This is a genomic window from Psychrobacter piscatorii, from assembly GCF_001444505.1.
Taxonomy (GTDB): Bacteria; Pseudomonadota; Gammaproteobacteria; order Pseudomonadales; family Moraxellaceae; genus Psychrobacter; species Psychrobacter piscatorii_B.
On sequence record NZ_LNDJ01000092.1, the window covers coordinates 1 to 20,100 of the forward strand.

17 protein-coding genes are annotated in these 20,100 nt (G+C 44.2%); 7 read left to right on the forward strand and 10 right to left on the reverse strand.

What is annotated here, in order from left to right:
• The first annotated feature begins 189 nt into the window (after positions 1-189).
• Together AS194_RS10040 and AS194_RS10045 are read left to right on the forward strand one after the other, a co-directional pair.
• Positions 190-1,389, forward strand: coding sequence for a sugar transporter (locus AS194_RS10040; RefSeq protein ID WP_058025381.1), 1,200 nt, complete (start codon positions 190-192; stop codon positions 1,387-1,389).
• Between the two features lie 342 nt (positions 1,390-1,731).
• The gene (locus tag AS194_RS10045; protein ID WP_058025382.1) at positions 1,732-3,684 is read left to right on the forward strand and encodes an autotransporter domain-containing protein; all 1,953 of its coding nucleotides are present in this window, start codon (positions 1,732-1,734) and stop codon (positions 3,682-3,684) included.
• A gap of 151 nt (positions 3,685-3,835) precedes the next feature.
• On the opposite strand, the gene arfB is transcribed toward AS194_RS10045, so the two are convergent.
• The 6 genes from arfB to AS194_RS10075 all read right to left on the reverse strand — a co-directional run bounded on the left by arfB (position 3,836) and on the right by AS194_RS10075 (position 9,930).
• Positions 3,836-4,249, reverse strand: a complete 414-nt coding sequence (arfB, locus tag AS194_RS10050) for an alternative ribosome rescue aminoacyl-tRNA hydrolase ArfB (protein WP_058025383.1) — start codon at positions 4,247-4,249, stop codon at positions 3,836-3,838.
• 103 nt (positions 4,250-4,352) lie between these two features.
• Positions 4,353-5,180, reverse strand: coding sequence for an HpcH/HpaI aldolase/citrate lyase family protein (locus tag AS194_RS10055; protein ID WP_058025384.1), 828 nt, complete (start codon positions 5,178-5,180; stop codon positions 4,353-4,355).
• A 205-nt stretch (positions 5,181-5,385) separates the two neighbouring features.
• On the reverse strand, positions 5,386-6,150 hold the full coding sequence (locus AS194_RS10060; RefSeq protein WP_264753449.1) for an SDR family oxidoreductase: 765 nt from the start codon (positions 6,148-6,150) through the stop codon (positions 5,386-5,388).
• Between the two features lie 158 nt (positions 6,151-6,308).
• Positions 6,309-7,091 carry an SDR family NAD(P)-dependent oxidoreductase gene (locus AS194_RS10065; RefSeq protein WP_058025386.1) on the reverse strand — a complete coding sequence of 261 codons (783 nt, stop codon included), beginning with the start codon at positions 7,089-7,091 and terminating at the stop codon, positions 6,309-6,311.
• 3 nt (positions 7,092-7,094) lie between these two features.
• Entirely contained in the window at positions 7,095-8,102 is a 1,008-nt protein-coding gene (locus AS194_RS10070) for an NADP-dependent oxidoreductase (protein ID WP_058025387.1), read from the reverse strand.
• 22 nt (positions 8,103-8,124) lie between these two features.
• Positions 8,125-9,930, reverse strand: a complete 1,806-nt coding sequence (locus AS194_RS10075; RefSeq protein WP_058025388.1) for an acyl-CoA dehydrogenase — start codon at positions 9,928-9,930, stop codon at positions 8,125-8,127.
• Between the two features lie 181 nt (positions 9,931-10,111).
• Between AS194_RS10075 and AS194_RS10080 the strand changes: the two genes are divergently transcribed.
• On the forward strand, positions 10,112-11,134 hold the full coding sequence (locus tag AS194_RS10080; protein WP_058025389.1) for a GlxA family transcriptional regulator: 1,023 nt from the start codon (positions 10,112-10,114) through the stop codon (positions 11,132-11,134).
• Positions 11,135-11,153: 19 nt separating this feature from the next.
• On the opposite strand, the gene AS194_RS10085 is transcribed toward AS194_RS10080, so the two are convergent.
• Complete coding sequence (locus tag AS194_RS10085) at positions 11,154-12,434, reverse strand: LD-carboxypeptidase (protein ID WP_083499661.1); 1,281 nt, start codon at positions 12,432-12,434, stop codon at positions 11,154-11,156.
• 236 nt (positions 12,435-12,670) lie between these two features.
• Between AS194_RS10085 and AS194_RS10090 the strand changes: the two genes are divergently transcribed.
• Positions 12,671-13,150: a YkvA family protein gene (locus AS194_RS10090; RefSeq protein ID WP_058025390.1), complete on the forward strand. Its 480-nt coding sequence runs from the start codon at positions 12,671-12,673 to the stop codon at positions 13,148-13,150.
• 101 nt (positions 13,151-13,251) lie between these two features.
• On the opposite strand, the gene AS194_RS10095 is transcribed toward AS194_RS10090, so the two are convergent.
• Positions 13,252-13,557: a hypothetical protein gene (locus AS194_RS10095; RefSeq protein ID WP_058025396.1), complete on the reverse strand. Its 306-nt coding sequence runs from the start codon at positions 13,555-13,557 to the stop codon at positions 13,252-13,254.
• Between the two features lie 100 nt (positions 13,558-13,657).
• Positions 13,658-14,206, reverse strand: coding sequence for a hypothetical protein (locus tag AS194_RS10100; RefSeq protein WP_227511631.1), 549 nt, complete (start codon positions 14,204-14,206; stop codon positions 13,658-13,660).
• 388 nt (positions 14,207-14,594) lie between these two features.
• On the opposite strand from AS194_RS10100, the gene dnaQ reads away from it, so the two are divergent.
• The 3 genes from dnaQ (at position 14,595) to nudC (ending at position 19,139) form a co-directional block, all read left to right on the forward strand.
• Positions 14,595-16,235 (forward strand): DNA polymerase III subunit epsilon, encoded by a 1,641-nt coding sequence (gene dnaQ, locus AS194_RS10105; protein WP_058025392.1) that lies wholly within the window; start codon positions 14,595-14,597, stop codon positions 16,233-16,235.
• A gap of 148 nt (positions 16,236-16,383) precedes the next feature.
• Positions 16,384-18,066 carry a hypothetical protein gene (locus AS194_RS10110; RefSeq protein ID WP_058025393.1) on the forward strand — a complete coding sequence of 561 codons (1,683 nt, stop codon included), beginning with the start codon at positions 16,384-16,386 and terminating at the stop codon, positions 18,064-18,066.
• Between the two features lie 131 nt (positions 18,067-18,197).
• Positions 18,198-19,139, forward strand: coding sequence for an NAD(+) diphosphatase (gene nudC / locus AS194_RS10115; protein ID WP_058025394.1), 942 nt, complete (start codon positions 18,198-18,200; stop codon positions 19,137-19,139).
• Positions 19,140-19,204: 65 nt separating this feature from the next.
• Here nudC and AS194_RS10120 read toward each other — a convergent pair.
• Positions 19,205-20,100: DMT family transporter (locus AS194_RS10120; protein ID WP_083499662.1), on the reverse strand; the 896-nt coding region annotated here is incomplete at its 5' end.

Below are 20,100 nucleotides of genomic sequence, written 5' to 3' on the forward strand. Positions count from 1 at the left end.
TGTCCCTATTTTAAAAATGGTGATAAAGATAATATAAATCGCAGACAAACAAGGAAAATAGCTGGTTAATATCGAGATATTGACTAGCTATTTGACGCCGTTTGTCAAAGATTTAGCCATTTTTAGCCCATTTAGTGATAAACGTTTGAATTAGGGACACGCCCTAGCACCTGCTTTGTATTGGATTTTATGACACATAACCTTGAGGCGAGCGCGAACGCTCGCCGAACTCAGTATTTTCAAGTATTTTTGATGGGCGTTAGTGCCTTTATTATGAACACCACAGAATTTGTCCCTGTGGCGCTATTGAGCGATATCGCCCAAGACTTCTCTATTACCACAGCAGAAACGGGCTGGATGTTGACGCTCTATGCTTGGATTGTGGCAGCGATGTCATTGCCGCTGATGCTATTGACCAGTCGATTTGAGCGTAAACGGTTACTCTTAGGGCTGTTTGCCGTCTTTATTGCCAGTCATATGCTATCTGTATTTGCATGGAGTTTTGACGTACTGCTCATTAGCCGAGTTGGGATTGCGCTGTCGCATGCGATATTTTGGTCCATCACAGCAGCAATCGCCATACGTGTGGCACCCGAAGGCAAGAAAGCCATGGCGCTGAGTGTACTCGCGACTGGGACGTCGCTTGCGATGGTACTCGGTGTGCCGTTGGGACGGTTGGTTGGTCAATGGTTTGGTTGGCGCGCGACATTTGGCGGCATTGGTGGCATTGCGCTTGTCGTCTTTATTTTGCAAGCGAGACTATTACCTACCTTACCAAGTATGTTTGAGGGGTCTTTTAGAAAGATTCCAGAACTACTCAAGAACCCTTTACTGGTCTGTCTATATTTGCTTATCTTGCTCGTCTTTACCGCACACTATACGGCCTACTCTTACATAGAACCCTTTATGCGTCAGGTCGGTAATATCAGCGAAAACGCAGCTACTTTTGTGCTACTACTGTTTGGGGCAGCAGGCATTTTGGGCAGTGTGATATTCAGTCGTTGGGGTGATAGATATAACACCCAATTGATGCTGGTATCTACGATATTAATACTTGTCTCTATGCTGACATTGCTGTTTGTCGTGACGTCCGTTTGGGCGCTTAGTGTTAGTGCACTGCTTTGGGGCGCGGCACTCATGCTACTGATTATCTCAATGCAGGCAAAAGTCATCATGGTCGATGTCAATGCACAAGACATGCTGATGGCGATGTTCTCAGGTATTATCAATTTAGGCATTGGTACAGGTGCGCTATTTGGTGGCTATGCAGTGACGCATATCTCGATATCAAGCGTGGGTTATGTCGGCGCGGCTATTGCGAGTATCGCTCTGCTCCTAATGTTATTTATGATAAAACGCTTCCCTGAGTTGAGTCGGCGACTTGGCTAAGTGTAATCTATCTATTGATACCGATGCTTTGTGAATGATTAAAAGTAGTGATGTATGTAATAAAATGGTTAGGTAATAGTACAGCCTTGCAAGGCTTGCTAGATTTCTTTTAAGGATATAGTCGAACCACTATTAAAGTGTTACAGCGTTAGACTCGTTTAGCCTACTACTGTAGTACTTGCACTCGTCTGCTTTGTACCACTTCTAATATTGATTGACTATACAAAAGTTGTAAAAATAAGACAATATTATTTTGATGTTGTAATCAAAATGATTGCTAGCCTTCTAAAAAATAGTTACACTCGATTGACAATCTATTACATTAATGACAAGGATGTCGCTATGCCCCGTAATACCGCTCGCTCCATAGTTGGTCATACTAATCTCAAAACTTTCACTAAAAGCATGCTTGCCATCAGCCTATCTGTAGCTGGTATTTCTCACGCAAATGCTTATGACAGTGTCACCTTTTTTGGCGACAGTTTAACGGATGGCGGATATTTTAGCCCCCTCACTCAAGGTGCGTTTGGGCTTGAAGAGTCAAGTCAATTTACTACTAACCCTGATAATACATGGGCAACGTCATTCGCTGAACAACTAGGTACTACTGCTGTCGCCAATACTTATAATGGTAGTCAGACAGGTAATAATTATGCAATTGGCGGTGCAAGAGCAGGCGTAGATGTCACTGCTTTTGGTATTCCAGTGGCTTCTGCCAATAGCCAAGTTAATAATTATATTGATAATAATCAAGTAGATCCTAATGGACTTTATGTGGTATGGGCAGGGGCAAATGACTTGCTTGCAGCAGCGGACCCTACTAACAATGCCCAAGCTACGATACTTGGAGCAGTAGCTAGCCAAACCAAAACGATTAATGCACTAAAAGACAATGGTGCCAAATATATTTTAGTGCCCAATATTCCTGATATTGGTTTAACTCCAAGAATTATCGCAGCACAGACAGCTGCCGATGCAGCTGTCAAAAAAGCTATTGAAGATGGTGAAAGTGCTGATGTTATTGCTAACATTCCAAATCAAACTATTCAAGCGCAAAGTACTGGCGCTACTAGTCTATATAATCAATTTATGCTTAGTGGCGTAGCAGCTACTGGTGCGAACATCATACCGCTAGATATGTTTAGCTTATTACAACAAATCGCTAGTAATCCTACGGCTTATGGATTTACTAATATGACCACGCCAGCCTGTACTGAAAACTTGGTTACTGATAGCTCACTATTTTGCGGGTCAAGCAATCTAGAAACACCTGATGCCAACGAAACCTACTTTTTCGCTGATGGCATTCACCCGACCGGTCAGGCGCATCAAATGATTGCTGACTATGCAAACGCTGTAGTCACTGCGCCTAGCTTAATCGGTGTGCTGCCACATATTGCAACGACAACCGGACTTGCAACCAATGAGCGCTTACAGTCACACGTCAACCAAATCCAAAGCAGTGAGCAAAAACCTGCTCGTACACTATGGGCTGTCGGTGAAGTCGCCAATCAAGACATTGCAGGGTTTGATGGTGATAATAATACCCAAGTATTACTTGGTGTAGATTTTGCTCATCCTAATTCAGCCAATGCCGTGACAGGCTTATACGGCAACATCACTCAAAAAGACTTTGAAAACTCAGATGTCGGCACAGGTTTGAGTGATATTGATCTGGGAGAAGTTGGTTTTGGTGTCTATCATAGTAATAAGTTTGGTGGTTTACAGATAAATGGTGCTGCAGGATTTGGCAACATGGACGTCGATGTCACACGTTCTGTCACACTTGGCAGCAACCAACAACAGTTCAAGTCAAATGCTGATGGTAAGCGATATTACGCCAATGTGCAGGCAGGCTACCCATTGCAGGTAAGTAATATTGCCGTCACACCTTATATCGGTGCAACAGCGAGCCGCGTAAAAATTGATGGACTCAAAGAAAAAGAGATGTCTGGCATTGCCATGCAGTTCGATGAGCAGAAGTATTCTACGACATACGGCAAGATTGGTCTCAAAGCCAACCATACCTTGATGGAGAACCTCAACTTATTTGGTGATATTCATTATCAAAAGCAGCTGAGTGACAATCGCGAAGCGGTAACAGCACGTTTGAATACGCTATCTAACATTAGTTTTGAGACACCTATGGTCGAAACTGACGATGATAACGTTGCCATGACACTTGGAGTGTCTAGAAACTTTGGTCTATTGAACGCAAATGCTGGTGTCACACATTCACAAGGTGATGACGACGACTCAACCAGTCTATTTATTGGACTTAATGGCGCATTCTAAATAACTATGTAATCTAGCATAACGGTATAGGTGGTAATTTCTCGCCTATACCACTATAAATTCAAAAACCGCCATAACCTACGATGGCTTTTGCTTTATAGCTGTTCTGTCGCAAAACCTCTCAACGATAAAATCTAATATCACAAACTCTCTAAAAATCCACTTTACCGCGTAAGGCTTTGGTTTTGCCGCGCTGGGTTTTTTGATCTACCCGTTTGCGTTTGGCATTCCGACTGGGTTTGGTGGGCCGTCTGGTTTTATTGACATGAGTGGATTTTGTAATAAAGCTTTGTAGCCTTTCAAACGCATCGATTTTATTGCGCTCTTGCGTACGAAACTGCTGCGCTTTGATGATAAGTACGCCTTCTTTGGTGATACGGCTGTCTTTACTGTCCAGCAAACGCTGCTTGTACTCATCGCTCAAACTTGAGGTGTGAATATTAAAACGTAGATGAATGGCAGAGGAGACTTTATTGACATTCTGCCCGCCTGCACCTTGTGCGCGTATGGCACTAATCTCTACCTCATTATCATTGAGGCTAATATGGTTATTGATAAAAATCATAATGTGCTTTTATATACGAGTAGATATGGCTCATGATAAAGCATTATAGATTTGTCTGCTACTTTGCTAATAACCGCTGCCTTTCCAAAAGTTGACGACTGCGCTAAATCACTGGTGCATCGACCATCTCGCCATCTATTTTGAATACTGCCTGCCCGCTCCGCTCATACTCCTCGACTACACGCTGTGCAAATAACAAGGTCTCATCTGTTGGTTGCAATGCTTGTTGGACGACTGCCACTTGTTTGGGGTGAATACACAGCATTCCTGACATGCCCATCTGCGACCACAAATTTACTCGATTACTTAACCCTGACTCATCTTTAAAATCAGGATAAATCGTATCGATGGGCGGCGACAATTGGTGCACTTTTGACGTCAGGATTAATTGATAGCGGATTTGATTGGCAATGATATCAGCAGCAGGCGTTCCTACTTGTACTTGCAGATCATTACACAGATCCAAAAATCCATAACTAAACGCGGCCAACCCGACTGCTTTTGCCATACTGTCGATTTGGTATAGCCCGATGGCACTCTCTATCAAAGCGATTACAGGTAGACCTGTCAGCTGGTGTATGCTTTCGATATCTTCGGCGCGCTCAGCCTTAGCCAATAACACGCCCGCCAAGTTAGGCATTCTCTGACAGAGTACGATGTCTTTGAAAAACTCCTCGCTGCCCGCTTTATTGATACGTAGCCAAATAGGCTGATAAGTTTGCTTTGAATTTTGCTCATCGTAGTAGTTTTTTAACGCGTCTCGAGCCTCCGCTTTGTCTTGTTTGGCAACGGCATCTTCTAAATCCACAATCACAGCATCTGCACCACTAGCAAAGGCTTTTTCTATCCTATCGATGCGAGTCGCTGGCACAAATAGCCATGTTTTATTTTGAGAAATAGTTTTAACTTGATGATTGGTCAATGAGTCCATATTTGACTCCTTTTGGTTATTTAAATTAATTATGCCACGGTATAGCCCATTTTTACTTCGCACTAACCGTCTATTCAATGACAAGGTATGAAGAGTAGCTATGCAATTCATTAAAAATGAAAACAAAAAAACCGCATGAAAATTTATCTCATGCAGTTTTAAACAATTACTTTCTTATCTAACCTATGTCTTATAGATTAGCTAATTAAGCCAGCATACCACCATCGACAACGATAGTCGCGCCTGTGGTATAGCTTGACGCATCCGACACCAGATACAATACAGTACCAGCCATTTCATCAGGTTCCGCCACGCGCCCTAGTGGAATCGAGTGTAGTGCCATTTTTAAGACTTTATCATTGGTCGTCAAGGCTGAGGCAAACTTGGTATCCGTCAGGCCTGGTAATAACGCATTCACACGGATATTAAGTGGACCACATTCTTTGGCAAAGGCCTTGGTCATGCTAATAACTGCCGCTTTAGTGATTGAGTAAATTCCTTGCTTATCACCTGCCACCAGTCCATTGACCGAAGCCGTATTCAATATAACACCGCCACCCTGCTCTTTCATCATTTTGCCAGCGGCTGTTGACATAAAGAAGTAACCACGAATGTTGACCTCCACCGTTTTATCAAAAGCGGCTAAGTCTGTATCTAAAATATGGCCATAATACGGGTTGGCTGCAGCGTTATTGACCAAGATATCAATTTGACCAAACTCACTTTTGATATGCTCAAAAACCGCGTCAATTTGCTCCATATCTCCCACATGACAGGCAAAGGCACTGGCTTTATGACCGTCAGCTTTGATGCTATCAGCGACTGCTTGGCAAGCATCGATTTTGCGGCTAGATACGATAACGTGCGCGCCTCTTGATGCCAATAGACGGGCAATAGACTCACCAATACCACGGCTAGCACCAGTTACTAGAGCAACCTTACCGGTTAAATCAAATAAATCTTTCATCATTATTCCTTATATTTTTATAAACTTTATATTTTCAATAATTTTTGAGCGCTGAATTCATATATCTAAAATCAGATAACTAAACGCAGATAATCGCTGTCATAACTAACAGCGATTATCGAGCACTAATGAACTAAACAAAGAGCGCTCAACGATCACAGTTACGCTAGCATACCACCATCTAAGGTGAAGGCATGACCATTCATAAAGCCGCTTTCATCGCTGGCAAGCCACGCAATCGCACTAGAGATTTCACTGACGTTTCCTAGGCGGCGCAGTGGACTGGCCTTAATCGTTGCTTGCTGTGTACGCTCATCCATCGTTGCCATGGTGTTGCGTACCATTGGCGTATCAATGAAGCTTGGGCATACCGCGTTAAAACGGATATTGGCACGGGCATACTCATGGGCAGCAGATTTAGTCAGACCCATAACCCCATGTTTAGCTGCACTGTAGGCTGAAATCATAGGCGCTGAACGAAGACCAGCAATAGAGGCGACGTTGATCACATGACCACCGCCATTAGGCAGCATACAATTGACCGCAGCACGCATACAGTGCCACACACCTTTTAAATTCACGGCGATATTACGATCAAAATCATCATCGCTTAGCTCATGCATGGGCGAAGGCTTGTGGTCGATACCCGCGTTATTGACCACCACATCTAGGCCACCAAGCGTTTCTACTGCAAAGTCAAACAACGTACGCACTTCATCACCACTGGTCACGTCTACTTTTTTGAAGACGATACTGTTGCCAGCATCTCGGCCTTGCTGGGCAACAGACTCACCCATCTCTTCTGCCATATCACCGATCACGACCTTAGCGCCGCGACTGGCCAGCAGCAGCGCGCTTGCCGCACCGATGCCTGATGCGCCGCCTGTGATCAAAATACGCTTACCCGTTACATCTGATGCAATTCCGTTTGTATTCAGTGTCATGAGTTATTCCTTTACTTTAAGTACCAGTTTGCCGAAGTTTTCACCGTTAAAGAGCATCATAAGCGTATCAGGGAATGTCTCAATCCCCTCAACGATATGATCTTTTACTTTGATGTCGCCTGACTGAATCCAGCCTGCAATCTCTTTCATGGCGATTGGATATTCTTTGATATTATCAAACACCACAATGCCTTCCATGCGAGCACGATTGACCAATAATGATAAATAGTTCGAAGGACCTTTTACCTCTGAAGTGTTATTATACTGACTAATCGCACCACAAATAACGATACGCGCATGCAGGTTTATTTGAGTAAGCACGTCATTTAAGATATCACCGCCTACGTTGTCAAAGTACACATCGACACCGTCTGGGCAGGTTTTCTTTAGTGCTTTTTTCACATCTTCGTTTTTGTAATCAATCGTCGCATCAAACCCAAGCTCATCGACCAAGAATTTGCATTTCTCAGCGCCGCCTGCGATACCGACAACGCGGCAGCCTTTAATTTTGGCAATCTGACCGACCAAGCTACCAACGGCACCAGCAGCTCCTGATACTACTACCGTCTCACCAGCTTTTGGCTGACCCGTTTTTAGGAGACCGAAATACCCTGTCATCCCCGGCATACCGAGGACGCCTAAGTAATAAGACAATGGCGCCAGTTTCGGATCAACTTTATGCAGACCTGTACCATCGCTGACCGCATATGACTGCACGCCGTCGTGACCTGCGACATAGTCACCTACTGCAAATTTCTCATGCTTACTTTCAATCACTTCACCCACGGTACCGGCGCGCATAACCTCACCAATTTGTAGTGGTGCGATATAAGATTTGGCATCGTTCAACCAACCCCGCATCGCCGGATCGATAGAGATGTATTCAACCTTAATCAGCAACTGACCATCAGTAATCGTCGGTATTTCTGTCTCGGTATAATCCCAAGTCTCAGCGCTTGGCTCGCCTACAGGTCTTGCTTTTAGGCGCCATTGTTTGTTTATCGTTGTCATGTCTCTTTCCTTAGAGTTGTTCTTAGAACCAGTCCGCTTGCATATCAGTGCAAACCGAGTTGGTGTTGGTTAATAATTCGATGTCGCGTTTAACTAATGGTAGTTCCCAATCGATGAAGTATTTGGCCGCTTGTATCTTGCCTTTATAAAAATTCTGCTGCTCGACATCTTGCGTCGTACTTAGTAGCTGCTCGGCTTTACTGGCTTGGCGAATCCAAATCCAGCTCAGTACAATTGAGGCAAAAATATTCATTAATGCTTGAGCATTACCAGTCAATGTCAGCGCTTCTTCTGTCTGCAACACTTTGCCCAAATGCACGAGCACTTCATGCAGCTGACCCATATAAGGCATCAGCTTGCCTGCAAGCTGGGCGCTCTCTGGTGTAGTGATATTTTCTAGATCCTGTGTGATTTCACGCTTTAGGATTTGAATGCCCAGACCACCTTTTTGCCACAACTTACGAAATGACAAATCCAATGCCTGCACACCATTTGTGCCTTCATGGATAGGATTTAGGCGATTGTCACGCCAAAACTGCTCGGCTTGATACTCACGTGTATAACCTGCACCGCCCAATACTTGAATACCCAAATCATTTGCTTTTGGCCCATATTCAGACGGCCATGCTTTTAGTACGGGCGTTAGCAGATCTAACAATTCTGTTAGCTCGTTTTTTAAGGTTTCATCTTCACAAGTATTGATACGGTCAATCAAGTTTGAACCATATAGACATAATGAGATACCACCCTCAGAGTAGGCTTTTTGCGCCAATAGCATGCGCTTTACGTCACCATGATTGATAATAGCGGTTGCCGCATCTTCAGGTTTATTATTCGGGGCGATTCTGCCTTGCGTTCTGTCTTTGGCATAATCGAGTGAGTACTGATAACCGCGATAACCAATCATAGAAGCACCAAAACCAACTGCAATACGTGCCTCGTTCATCATCTTGAACATATAGCGCAAGCCAAAATGCTCTTCGCCGATTAAATAACCATGACAATCGCCTTCGTCACCGAAGCTCAATGCTGTAGAAGTTGCACCTCTATAACCAAGCTTATGAATGAGTCCAGTCAAATGTACGTCATTGCGCTCGCTAACAGACAAGTCATCGTTCAAGCGATACTTAGGCACGGCAAATAAAGAGATGCCTTTTACGCCACCTGGTCCACCTGGCACTTTGGCCAATACCAAATGTACGATATTATCAGACAGCTCGTGGTCACCTGCTGAGATATAAATCTTGCTACCTTTGACGCGGTACGAGCCATCGTCTTGTTTTACGGCGATGGTTTTGATATCGGCAAGCGATGAACCTGCATGCGGCTCTGTTAAAGCCATAGTGCCAGTAAATTCACCTGTCAGCATACGCGGCATAAAGGCTGCTTTGATATCATCACTAGCAAAATGAGAGATGACGTTGATTGCCGCAGTGGTCAGAAATGGATAGGCAGTCGTTGATGGATTGGCTGCCATAAAGTAGCCTGCCACAGCAGTCATAACCGTTTCAGGTAACTGCATGCCGCCGTCTTCAAAACTATAACGACCTGCAATAAAGCCAGACTCACGGAACGCATCAAAAGCGACTTTTACATCATTTATCATGCTGACTTTTTTACCATCGAACTGCGGCTCGTTTTTATCCGCAATATGGTTATGCGGTAGAAATAAATCAGTCGCAATCTTATTTGCTGTCTCTAGCACAGCATCAAATGTCTCACGGCTATGCTCTGAAAACTTTGCGTGCTCGGTGAGTGTTTCCGTGCCTAGTACATCATACAATTGGAAAGGTAATTCAAAATCGTTTAAGAGGGTATCTGCGGCCATAGTATTCTCGTTAACTGATTAAATGTGGTTATCAACTGATATTAGTCTAATTTGACACCTGTCCGTATTGTCATTTATGACATAATTATGGTCAAATAAGACATAAACAGAGTATCTAACTGGTTAAAATCAACCAAATAATGGCTATTTTGGTCAGCACAGCAAAGGAAACGAGTGACTTATGCCCTATTTCAAACCCTTTAAAATGATCATTCTCGGCTTCGATGGTGTGCTTGGCAGTGTACTCTCTGGAGCGTTGGACTTGTTTTCATTCACGGGGGTCAGCTGGCAGCGCTTCTCGAATGAGTCTGTAGAGCCACGATTTAATGTGCAAATCGCAAGCTTGGGTGGCGGTGATATTAGGTGCAGTAATCGCTTAATCATGCAAGCCCACTGTGATATCCGAGACGTGACAGAATGTGATTTATTGCTTGTGCCCACTATTGGCGACTCTATTGATAAGGTGTTGAAGCAAAACAGTGAGCTACTGCCGCACCTAGTACGGCTTGCGAATACCAAAGCCGATATAGCAAGCAACTGTAGCGGTGCATTTTTTTTGGCAAAGGCAGGATTGTTAGATCATAAGATAGCCACCACACACTGGGGCTATGCTAATAAGTTTAAGGCAGATTTTCCATTGGTGGACCTACAAGAGAATCAGTTTGTGACCCATTCAAGAAGCGAGTCCACAAATCAGTCGGGCAATATATTTTGTGCAGCTGGCGGCAGCGCCTTTTATGATTTGGGGCTATTATTGATTGAGCGGTACTGCGGACGTGAGATCTCTACACAAGTAGCAAAAACCCAAATCATTGATAGCAAAAGAGGCAGTCAGAATAGCTATACCAATGTGACCCTGCACAAGCCACATTCCGACCATTTGATTAAACAAGTCCAAGAATATATCGAAGAGAACTTTCAACATTCTTTGCAGGTCAGTAGTTTAGCCGCTATGGTAAATATTACCCCGCGCACTTTAAATAGACGTTTCCAGTCCTGCGTAGCAATGCGACCGATTGAGTATATTCAGGCCGTTAGAATTGAACAAGCCAAACGCTTACTTGAATTAGGCGATGTATCAATAAAGTCGCTTGCCGATAAAGTAGGTTATGATGATATCTCTTCATTCACGCGTCTATTTAAACGTGCGACAGAGCTGACGCCTAAAGAATATCAAGATAAGTTTTCGCGGTTGGCTATTTAAAAAGGACCGTGATTAGCGTTTAAGCAGTCTGCCATAAGCCTTCCACTTGGATGGCATCAGCCTTGATGGTTGGGTAATCGTTAAATACCAACTGATAGCCGCCATTTACATTAAGACTCAGCTGGCAAGTCACTCCCAGCGGAAAACTGTATTTTCTGCCGATATGACCAAATCGCATGCCACTATAAATTGGTAATCCAGTCAGCTTATGTAATTGACGAATCACTGTGGCAACATCATAACGCTTGTCATAGCTGTCCTCGCCTGAACCAGACAACGCCCCAAACACAATCGCTTGTTGACCTTTAAACACACCCGCTAAATACAAATCATACAGCATACGCTCAATACGGTACGCCTGCTCGCCCACATCCTCTAAAAACACAATACCGCCCTCAATGCGCGGTAAATACTCGCTACCTGCCAGCGCAGAGACCACACTCAAGTTACCACCCCAAATCGTACCAGTGAGCACTTTGGGCTCGCCCTCTGTCAATATGGTCGGTAGTTGCTGACTGGTTAGAGCAGCATCTTGTATGGTGATCGTTAAATTAGAATCCGTTAAGGCTTTGGCGAACTGACGACAGCTGACCTTATCAGGCGCAGTTTTGCCAAACTCGCTATAGAGCATCGGTGCCGCAAGCGAACTCATCGCCCCTTTCGCCAATAGCGCACATTGGATCGCAGTCACATCACTGAACCCTGCGAGTATCGTGCCGCGCTCCTTCATAATACGCCCCAGCGTCAACCAATCAACCATAGGCAATATGCGCATGGCACCGTAACCACCGCGCACACCTAGCAGCAGCTTTGGCGCGGCTATTGCCCCAGTGGCAAGATTTTGAAAATCGCTAGCACGCTGTGAATCCGTTCCCGCAAAGCGTAAATACTGACGATTGGTAATAGCAGGATTCTCTACTTTAAACCCAGCACAAGCCATACGATCTAATGCCAACTGATTGCGCTCATCACTGCCGCCCACATTGGAGCTGGCAAACAGTCTGGTCTCAATCGTGGGCGTAGTGCAGCTTGTTATTAGAGAAGTTTGCGCTGAGCGCTCATCCAACAATGCAGTCGGCAGATCGTCTTTGGTCAGCTGCGAGCTATTATCTGCCTCAATGAGGCTGGCAGCCAATGCGTGAGGAATACTTTGCGCTGCTAATGCCGCAGCACCTGCGCCAACACCTATTCGGCGCAAAAACTGTCGACGGTTTAGGCCAACATTAAGCTCATCAGCTAGGTTTGACTGTAGGTTTTTATCTTCTATTGATTGCTGGATGGACGGTATTTTTAAACCCATACGTTGTTACTACCTATACATTTTTGTTTTTATGATTTATACATTGTCATCTTTTGCAGTAGCGCACATCACAAATGACGCCGTCATACTCAAACATTGTAACGCATCTTGCCAGCAGTCAAGTTACCCAAGCCTTTACCTATATTTACTTTTTCGCTACCGAGACATACAACATGGGGCGAGTATGTTTGTTACTGTAGATACAAATTCATCGCACAAAAATAAAGGCAACAATTATGTTTACCAAGAAAAATGATAAAGAAAAAACACTCGTTTCTAATTTGAAATACTTGATTGGAAAAGAAGACAAACTTAAAGAAAAGCTAGAGGACAATAGTTATCTTGAACCTTTTAGCGATGATTTGATGCTATTTATGAGTCTAATCAAAGACTACTATAAAGGTGACTATCGTAAGATTCCTTTTAGAACCCTCTCAGCTGGCGTGGTTGGGGCAATATACACACTAAACCCTATTGACCTTGTTCCAGACTCTATTCCGTTTATCGGTTATATCGATGATGCGCTTGTACTCAAGTTCTGCCTAAAACAGGCAAGAAAAGATTTGCAAAAATACAAGTCGTGGAAACAACAACAATCAGACACCAAAAGCACATCGGAAAATGACAAACACACGGACAAGATCAGTCATGATAAAAGCAGCACTGATGATGAAGATGACAATGAAACCAGTACTGATCTCAAAAAAGCATCATAATTGCTCATGCCTTAAGTGCTAACATCACTGTAATATAAAAAAAGCCACAACCATCATACTGGTTGTGGCTTTTGCTATTTGAATCAACCTCACATCAATAATTAATCAGGCACATCATAGCTTGCTTTTTCTGGATTGAGGCCAAACGAATACACAAAGGTTGCTACGAGGCTGTTGACAATAATAAATGGTAAGTCAATCGCCACATGACCAAGCGCATAGCGACCAATCAACCACGAAACAATCAGCATAACGATAAAAAACCCACCCAAGAACGCCAAAATAGCAGGATGCTTGAGATTATAAGGTTGGTCAGTCTTCGGCTGCTTTTCTAATACATACGTTCTTATCGCCCAACCCGCGGCATAAGAAAACCCACCTAACACGACATAACTAAAAAAATTCATATAGCTTGACTCTACTGATTTAAAGGCTTGTAGCAAGATCGTTTTGGGCAAATACGATTGATCATCAACGATATTTATGCTACTTATGAGCAATACTTATCTAACTACTCTCATTCACATTATCGATAATGATGTTGGCGTGTGGATTGGCCAATATATCGGTATTGACGTCGTCACACTCTACTTGGTAGATGGTGTTAGCACCTCGGTAAATATAAGACAGATACTCACTGTCTAAGAGTGGGTCGATATTGGCATAGGCAGGCTTGACATGCGCCAATACTAGCACTCGATCAGGACGTCCAATGACCGCATCGACATTATCTGGATCAATAGAGAAAAACTGCGGTATATCACTATTTTTAATCACTTCTAACGCTTCAGGCTCATCCCACACACGCTTAGCACTTGCAGGCTCTTTCATCTGCATCACCCAAGCGCCTTCTTGTTGGCTAACCTTTATTTGCGCAGGCTCATCTTGACTCACCGTATAACAACCTGCAAAGACAGATAAATCTGCTGCAACTTCGGTATCTGCTTGAGTGCTACTGTTATCACTACAGCCACTCAAAAGGAGCACTGTGCTGGCCGTAGCACTGAGCATCAGATACGTCAGTCGCTTATAAAAAATACTTGAGCATAAAGACATAATAAAGCTATCCTGCGGTCATGTATGGGAGACTTGCACTGAGCGCGTTGTCATAAGGAAACTATCAAATAGCTATCTACAAATATTTTCTGTGGATACTATTGTGACAAATGTAACAAAGACAGCGCGCTGGTATTAGATTCTTTAAAAGCATTTTCGCTAAAAAATAGACGTTTTTTAGCGAGCCAAGCTATTTTAACAGAAAACGATCAGGTTACTATTGTGTTATGCATTGCCATCGCTGGTTTTATGATTTTGTGCGTCACGACCACCCATATTTACGATAGATTTGTTATACTCACAGCGGCACTAGCATTGTTCAATTAGCATGAGCGTGATGCTCTAATACTACTTTTATACTTACTATTTATCAGGTTTATACATCTCTATGTCAGACAACCGTAACGCCATGCCACACTCTAACACAAGCAACGCAACTGATCCGCTAGCCGCCAAGAAAAACACAACGGTAGCGTACACTGATGGTGCCTGCAAAGGTAATCCCGGCGCTGGCGGTTGGGGCGCGCACCTTATATTTAGCGATGGTAGCACGCAGGATTTATATGGCGGTGATACGGAAACCACCAATAATCGCATGGAGCTCATGGGTGCGATACAGGCCCTAACACATAGCTCACATGAGCAAAAACTTGAGATTTGGACAGACTCCAGCTACGTCCAAAAAGGCATCACCGAATGGATTGAAGGCTGGAAGAAAAAAGGCTGGAAAACAGCGAGTAAAAAGCCCGTCGCCAATCAAGACCTTTGGCAACAATTGGATAAGCTATGTCAACAGCGTGATGTTGGTTGGCACTGGGTTAAGGGTCACGCTGGACATGCCGGTAATGAAAAAGCAGACGAACTGGCAAACTTAGGGGTTACGTCAAACAGTGGTCACTCCTCTATGATAGAAGAATCTGTGGCACAAAAACCTGTGATAAACGAATCAGACGCCCCTAAAAAAAAAGACCGCATAGCGACTGATAAAAAACCTGTCACCAATGATGATTGGCTAAAGTTCGACCCATTGGGTCTAGATATGGTAGATGACGAGTTTGACGATGTATCAGAAGATGAGTTACGAATCAATGACAGTCATTCTCATCATGAAAAACGTATGATACCTGATGATACTCTGATAGCGCCTGACTACGATCAATACCACGCACCCAAAATGATGAGTAATAAAGCCATGCCAGAAGCCCAAGTACCCATGAATGATACCGACATGACTAGTGATATCCCACCTATAGATACTGATACACCCAAGTTTGATGGGGATACTAGCCGTGCCAATCCTCATTTCAAACCGCTATTGCCAAAACCGATACATCGTCATGAAGCAAATCGTCAGCTCATCATGGATACAGAGACCACAGGGCTTGATGCGCTAAAAGGTGACCGTGTCATTGAGGTCGGTATTGTTGAGATGGTTGGGCGTAAATTTACTGGTGAAAAACTACATGTCTATATCAATCCGCAGCGTGGCATGGATGATGAAGTTATTCGTATTCATGGTATCTCTGAGGCATTTTTGGCGGACAAGCCTACCTTTGATCAAGTTGCCCAGTCATTATACGACTTTATGGATGGTGCTGAGATTATCGCTCACAACGCCACCTTTGATATGAACTTCTTAAACATGGAGTTTGCTAAGGTCGGTCTCAATGACTTTGCTGAGCGCGTACAAGTAACTGATTCACTAGTCATGGCAAAACAGCAGTATCCAGGACAAAAGAACACGTTGGACGCCCTCGTACGTCGTCTAGACGTTGGTAAGCAAGACCGTACTTTTCACGGCGCCTTACTTGATTCAGAGATTTTAGCCGAAGTTTACTTGGCGATGACTGGCGGTCAAGTGACGCTTGCCATTGAAGAAGACGCACCCACAGAGGGCGGGCAAACTGCCCATACCAGTTTTGCCAATTTGGCCAATTTATTGCTAGCATCGACGTCAGATGAGACCACCAATCAAAGCTGGTACGCTTCTCTTGCAGAGGACTACCCTGAGCTAAAAGCCAATATGTAGTCGCTACATCAAGCCTGAATTACACCAACATTTGTACAATATAGCCTTGATTATTATCATATAAAACGTTAAAACATCATTAACCAATATTTTTACTACCCCATTGATACCATCGTCATTCTCATCAGTACATTATGGAAAAATACTTATGGACCAGTCTGCGCAAATGAAGTTAACCGCCCCCACGCTTAGTGTTACTGATTTCAACCTACCGTCACTCCACTTATTGCATGATGAGATTATCGCAACGCTCAAAGATACTGAGATTCATCTGAGCGAGTTCAATGACGATAGTAGCCAAGCACCTTTATTGTCAGATTCTATTAGCGTTTTAAAGCAGCTGTCTTGTATTTTTAAACTGATTTCTCTTGTTGGTGCAGAAGTGTTAAACAATGCGATCGTTGACGGTCTACAGCGCCTTTATGACAACGGCGACAACAATGACACGGCTCTCATCATGGATTTATCAGAAGCCATTATGACTTTAGATCGCTATGTCGAGTTTGTATTATTGACTGAGTCGGTAGAGCCTACTTTGTTATTGCCAGTGGTTAACAAGCTCAATGCGCATGGACAAAAACCACCAATGACGATCGAGGACTTTTCTACTTTTGGGAGCAGTAGCGTCATCATTGCCAACCCTGAAAAAAACTTCGAACCACTAAGCACACTTAACCTAGACACAGAGCTGCTAACTTACGCCTATCGTAGCGGTCTTGGCGTTGCCCTACTCAACCAAGATGGCAATATTGACTCAAACGATCAGCAAAAACTCGATGCCATGAGTGCTGCCTGTGCGTTGATCGCAGCAAATACCAACAGTCTGTTTTGGCAGGCAGCGACTACTGCCGTGACTGATATCGCAGCGGTCTTGCCATTGAACTTGAGCCAAAAGCACACGCTAATTTATTTAGAGCAGCAATTTCAAAGCTACCTACCAGTGATGGACACGCGTTTTGCAGACTTGGTCAATTTTGCCTGTCAGCGTGATACGGTTGAGGCGCAGCAGCTTCGTGAGCAGTATGCAAGCAACCATCTAGAAGGCGATCAGCTTGAGGAAATGAAGCGTTTCTTGTTTGGTCCCAATCGCGCACTCACCGATACACTAAATGACATTATTCAGTCTCAAATCAATAATATTAAAGAAAATGTCGACAGCTATGCACGCGGCGACTCCATCAATCCTGTTGATATGAAAACTGCCCAGATTATCGAAGAGTTGACTGAACTGAGCTCAGCACTGCGCCTGCTAGGATTGTCCAATGCAGCTGATAGTCTTATCACAGCGGCCGGTGCGGTCAGCCATTGGCAGGCGCCTTCGCCGGATGATTTTGATCACTTATTACTGGCATTGATGCATGCAGAGAATGCTACAATTGCAATGGCAGAGATGCATACCCCAGGGGCGATCTACTTACCACTGAATAATCAGCATATCTCATTGCATCAGCTCAATACATCATACGATACCCTCATACAAGAAAGCCGTACCGCCATTGCAAGTGCCGAGCAAGCAATTAACGACTATTTGGCAGAGCCTGAACGCGACATGCTTAATATTCAGAATATACCGGGAATGATGCGCCAAGTGGCAGGTGCATTGCGCTTTTTACATTTGCCAACACCCGCCAGCATGCTTGGTCAATTAGCCATTTATATCGAAAAGCGCATAGAGAGTGGACGACGTATCGAAGACGATACACTGGCTTATATTGCTGATGTTATTATGGCGGTTGATCATCATCTGGATGGTTTTGAGAACAATCGTCCTGTCAGTAAACAAGCGCTTGACGTTGGCCAGCAAAGCTTAAGTCATCTACTTGCTGCTTAGTACTGCTTGCACAGGTTTTATCGTCGCCATTTTGTCATTTTGCGGCGATAAAACTTAATCAGAATACTTCACGTTAAATAAGTCTGTATCTAAATCGATACGGATTTGCTTCAAACTGTTTGGAATCTTTTATGGCCCATGCTTTTATATTGAGTGATGACACTGTTTTATGCCGTCAAATGCCAGATGGTTGGTGGCCATTACAAATCCAACTACCACAGAGTAGTACTGGTTCAGACGAGCAAGCTTATCGGCTCGGTCACGTGACGCTACATGAGAGTCTATCGGCAAATCACTGGCAATCTGATGATAATAATATGGATAGCCTTTCATCTGATTTGATCAATGAAAACACTGCCCAAACCTTCACTGCGCCGTCCACCACTGCCATGACTTATGATTACGCAGTCGCTCATAACGTGACGCTGCCTATCATCGCCGAAAGCAGTACTGATACCTTTGTCCCTTATCGACAGCTGATAAATAACATACCTGTTGCCCTATCTGACCAGATCAGTCAAGCGATACAGCTGCTACGATGGCAAGCAGATACGCAGTTCTGTAGTCGCTGTGCCAGTCCTACCGTACATGCTGACCAAGGCGAGCGCGCCATGGTTTGTCCAGTATGCCAGCTGCGCCAGTATCCTCGCGTCCAGCCATGTGTGATTACGGCGATTACCCGCCCAAACCCAGTAACAGATGAAATGCAAATCTTACTCGCGCACCACCATCGACATGGACAGCAAAAACTGCCGCCCATGTATGGTTTGATCGCTGGGTTTGTCGAGGTGGGTGAGAACCTTGAGCATGCAGTGGTACGTGAAGTGGCAGAAGAGGTCAATATCAGCGTATCAGATATTCGTTATGTGAGTAGCCAGCCTTGGCCATTTCCCTCCAATTTGATGCTTGGGTTCCGTGCCTCTTATGCCAGTGGCGATATTATTATTCAAGAAGACGAACTGGCGCATGCTGATTTTTTTGATCTCTCTAACCTGCCAAAGATTCCACCAAAGGGCAGTATCGCTCGAGAATTGATCGATCAGATTGCCAAAGAACAAGGCATTTTATTATAGAATAAAATGACACTGACACTGGCAGCTCATTTTAGCGGCTAATGTCAGTACCTACTGCGTCTCACTTAGACATTATGGACGGTCAGACGCTGATATTGCCATTTGACGAGTCTGGGTATCAATAGCCCTGCAATCACAATCGCCATACCTAATAATTGCAAAGCGGTCACTTGCTGACCGTAAGCAAAGGCCGTGAGCGCAGCAAACACTGGCACAAAATTAAAGAATAACGACGCATTAGCAGCGCCCAACTGCTTGACGCCAGAGATCCACAATAGATAACCCCCAACCGTGCCGAAGACGCCAATAAATATCAAGTCGCCAAAGACACTGCGACTGATGGCTAAGCTTTCTTGCAATGGATGTACCTCTGCACTAAATAACACCATGAGCGATATCACCCCAAGACCTGACAGCATACCGACCAAGGTATAAGGAATCATCGGCATCCAGCGGCTGATACCTTGAGTCAGATAAGTATAGAGACTCCAGCACAGCATACCTAAAAAAATCATTTGATCGCCATGGTTAAATTCAAACCCTAGCAGTTTGGCAAATGCGCCATCGGTCAGTACCAGCAGTACGCCAGAGAGACAAACCACCAAACTAAACAGCGCGCCTTTGGTAGGAAACTGGCGCTGCGCTATAGAACCAATCAAAGAAGTCACCAGCGGGCTAAGCGCCATAATCAACGCACCATTGTTAGCATTGGTCTGTTCAAGCCCAGTAAACAGCCCCAAGTTTAAGCCACCAACACCAATGATGGATACACCAATCGCCCACGCCCATTGTTTGGGTGTGAGATTAGGGATTGGCATGTGCTTATATTTTGTATAAAGATACAGACACACCGAGGCAATGCTAAAACGCCACATGACTAAGGTTAATGCATTTACTTCACTCAAGGCATGCTTGCCGACAGGAAAACTTGCGCCCCAGAGAAACGTACACAGTAATAAAT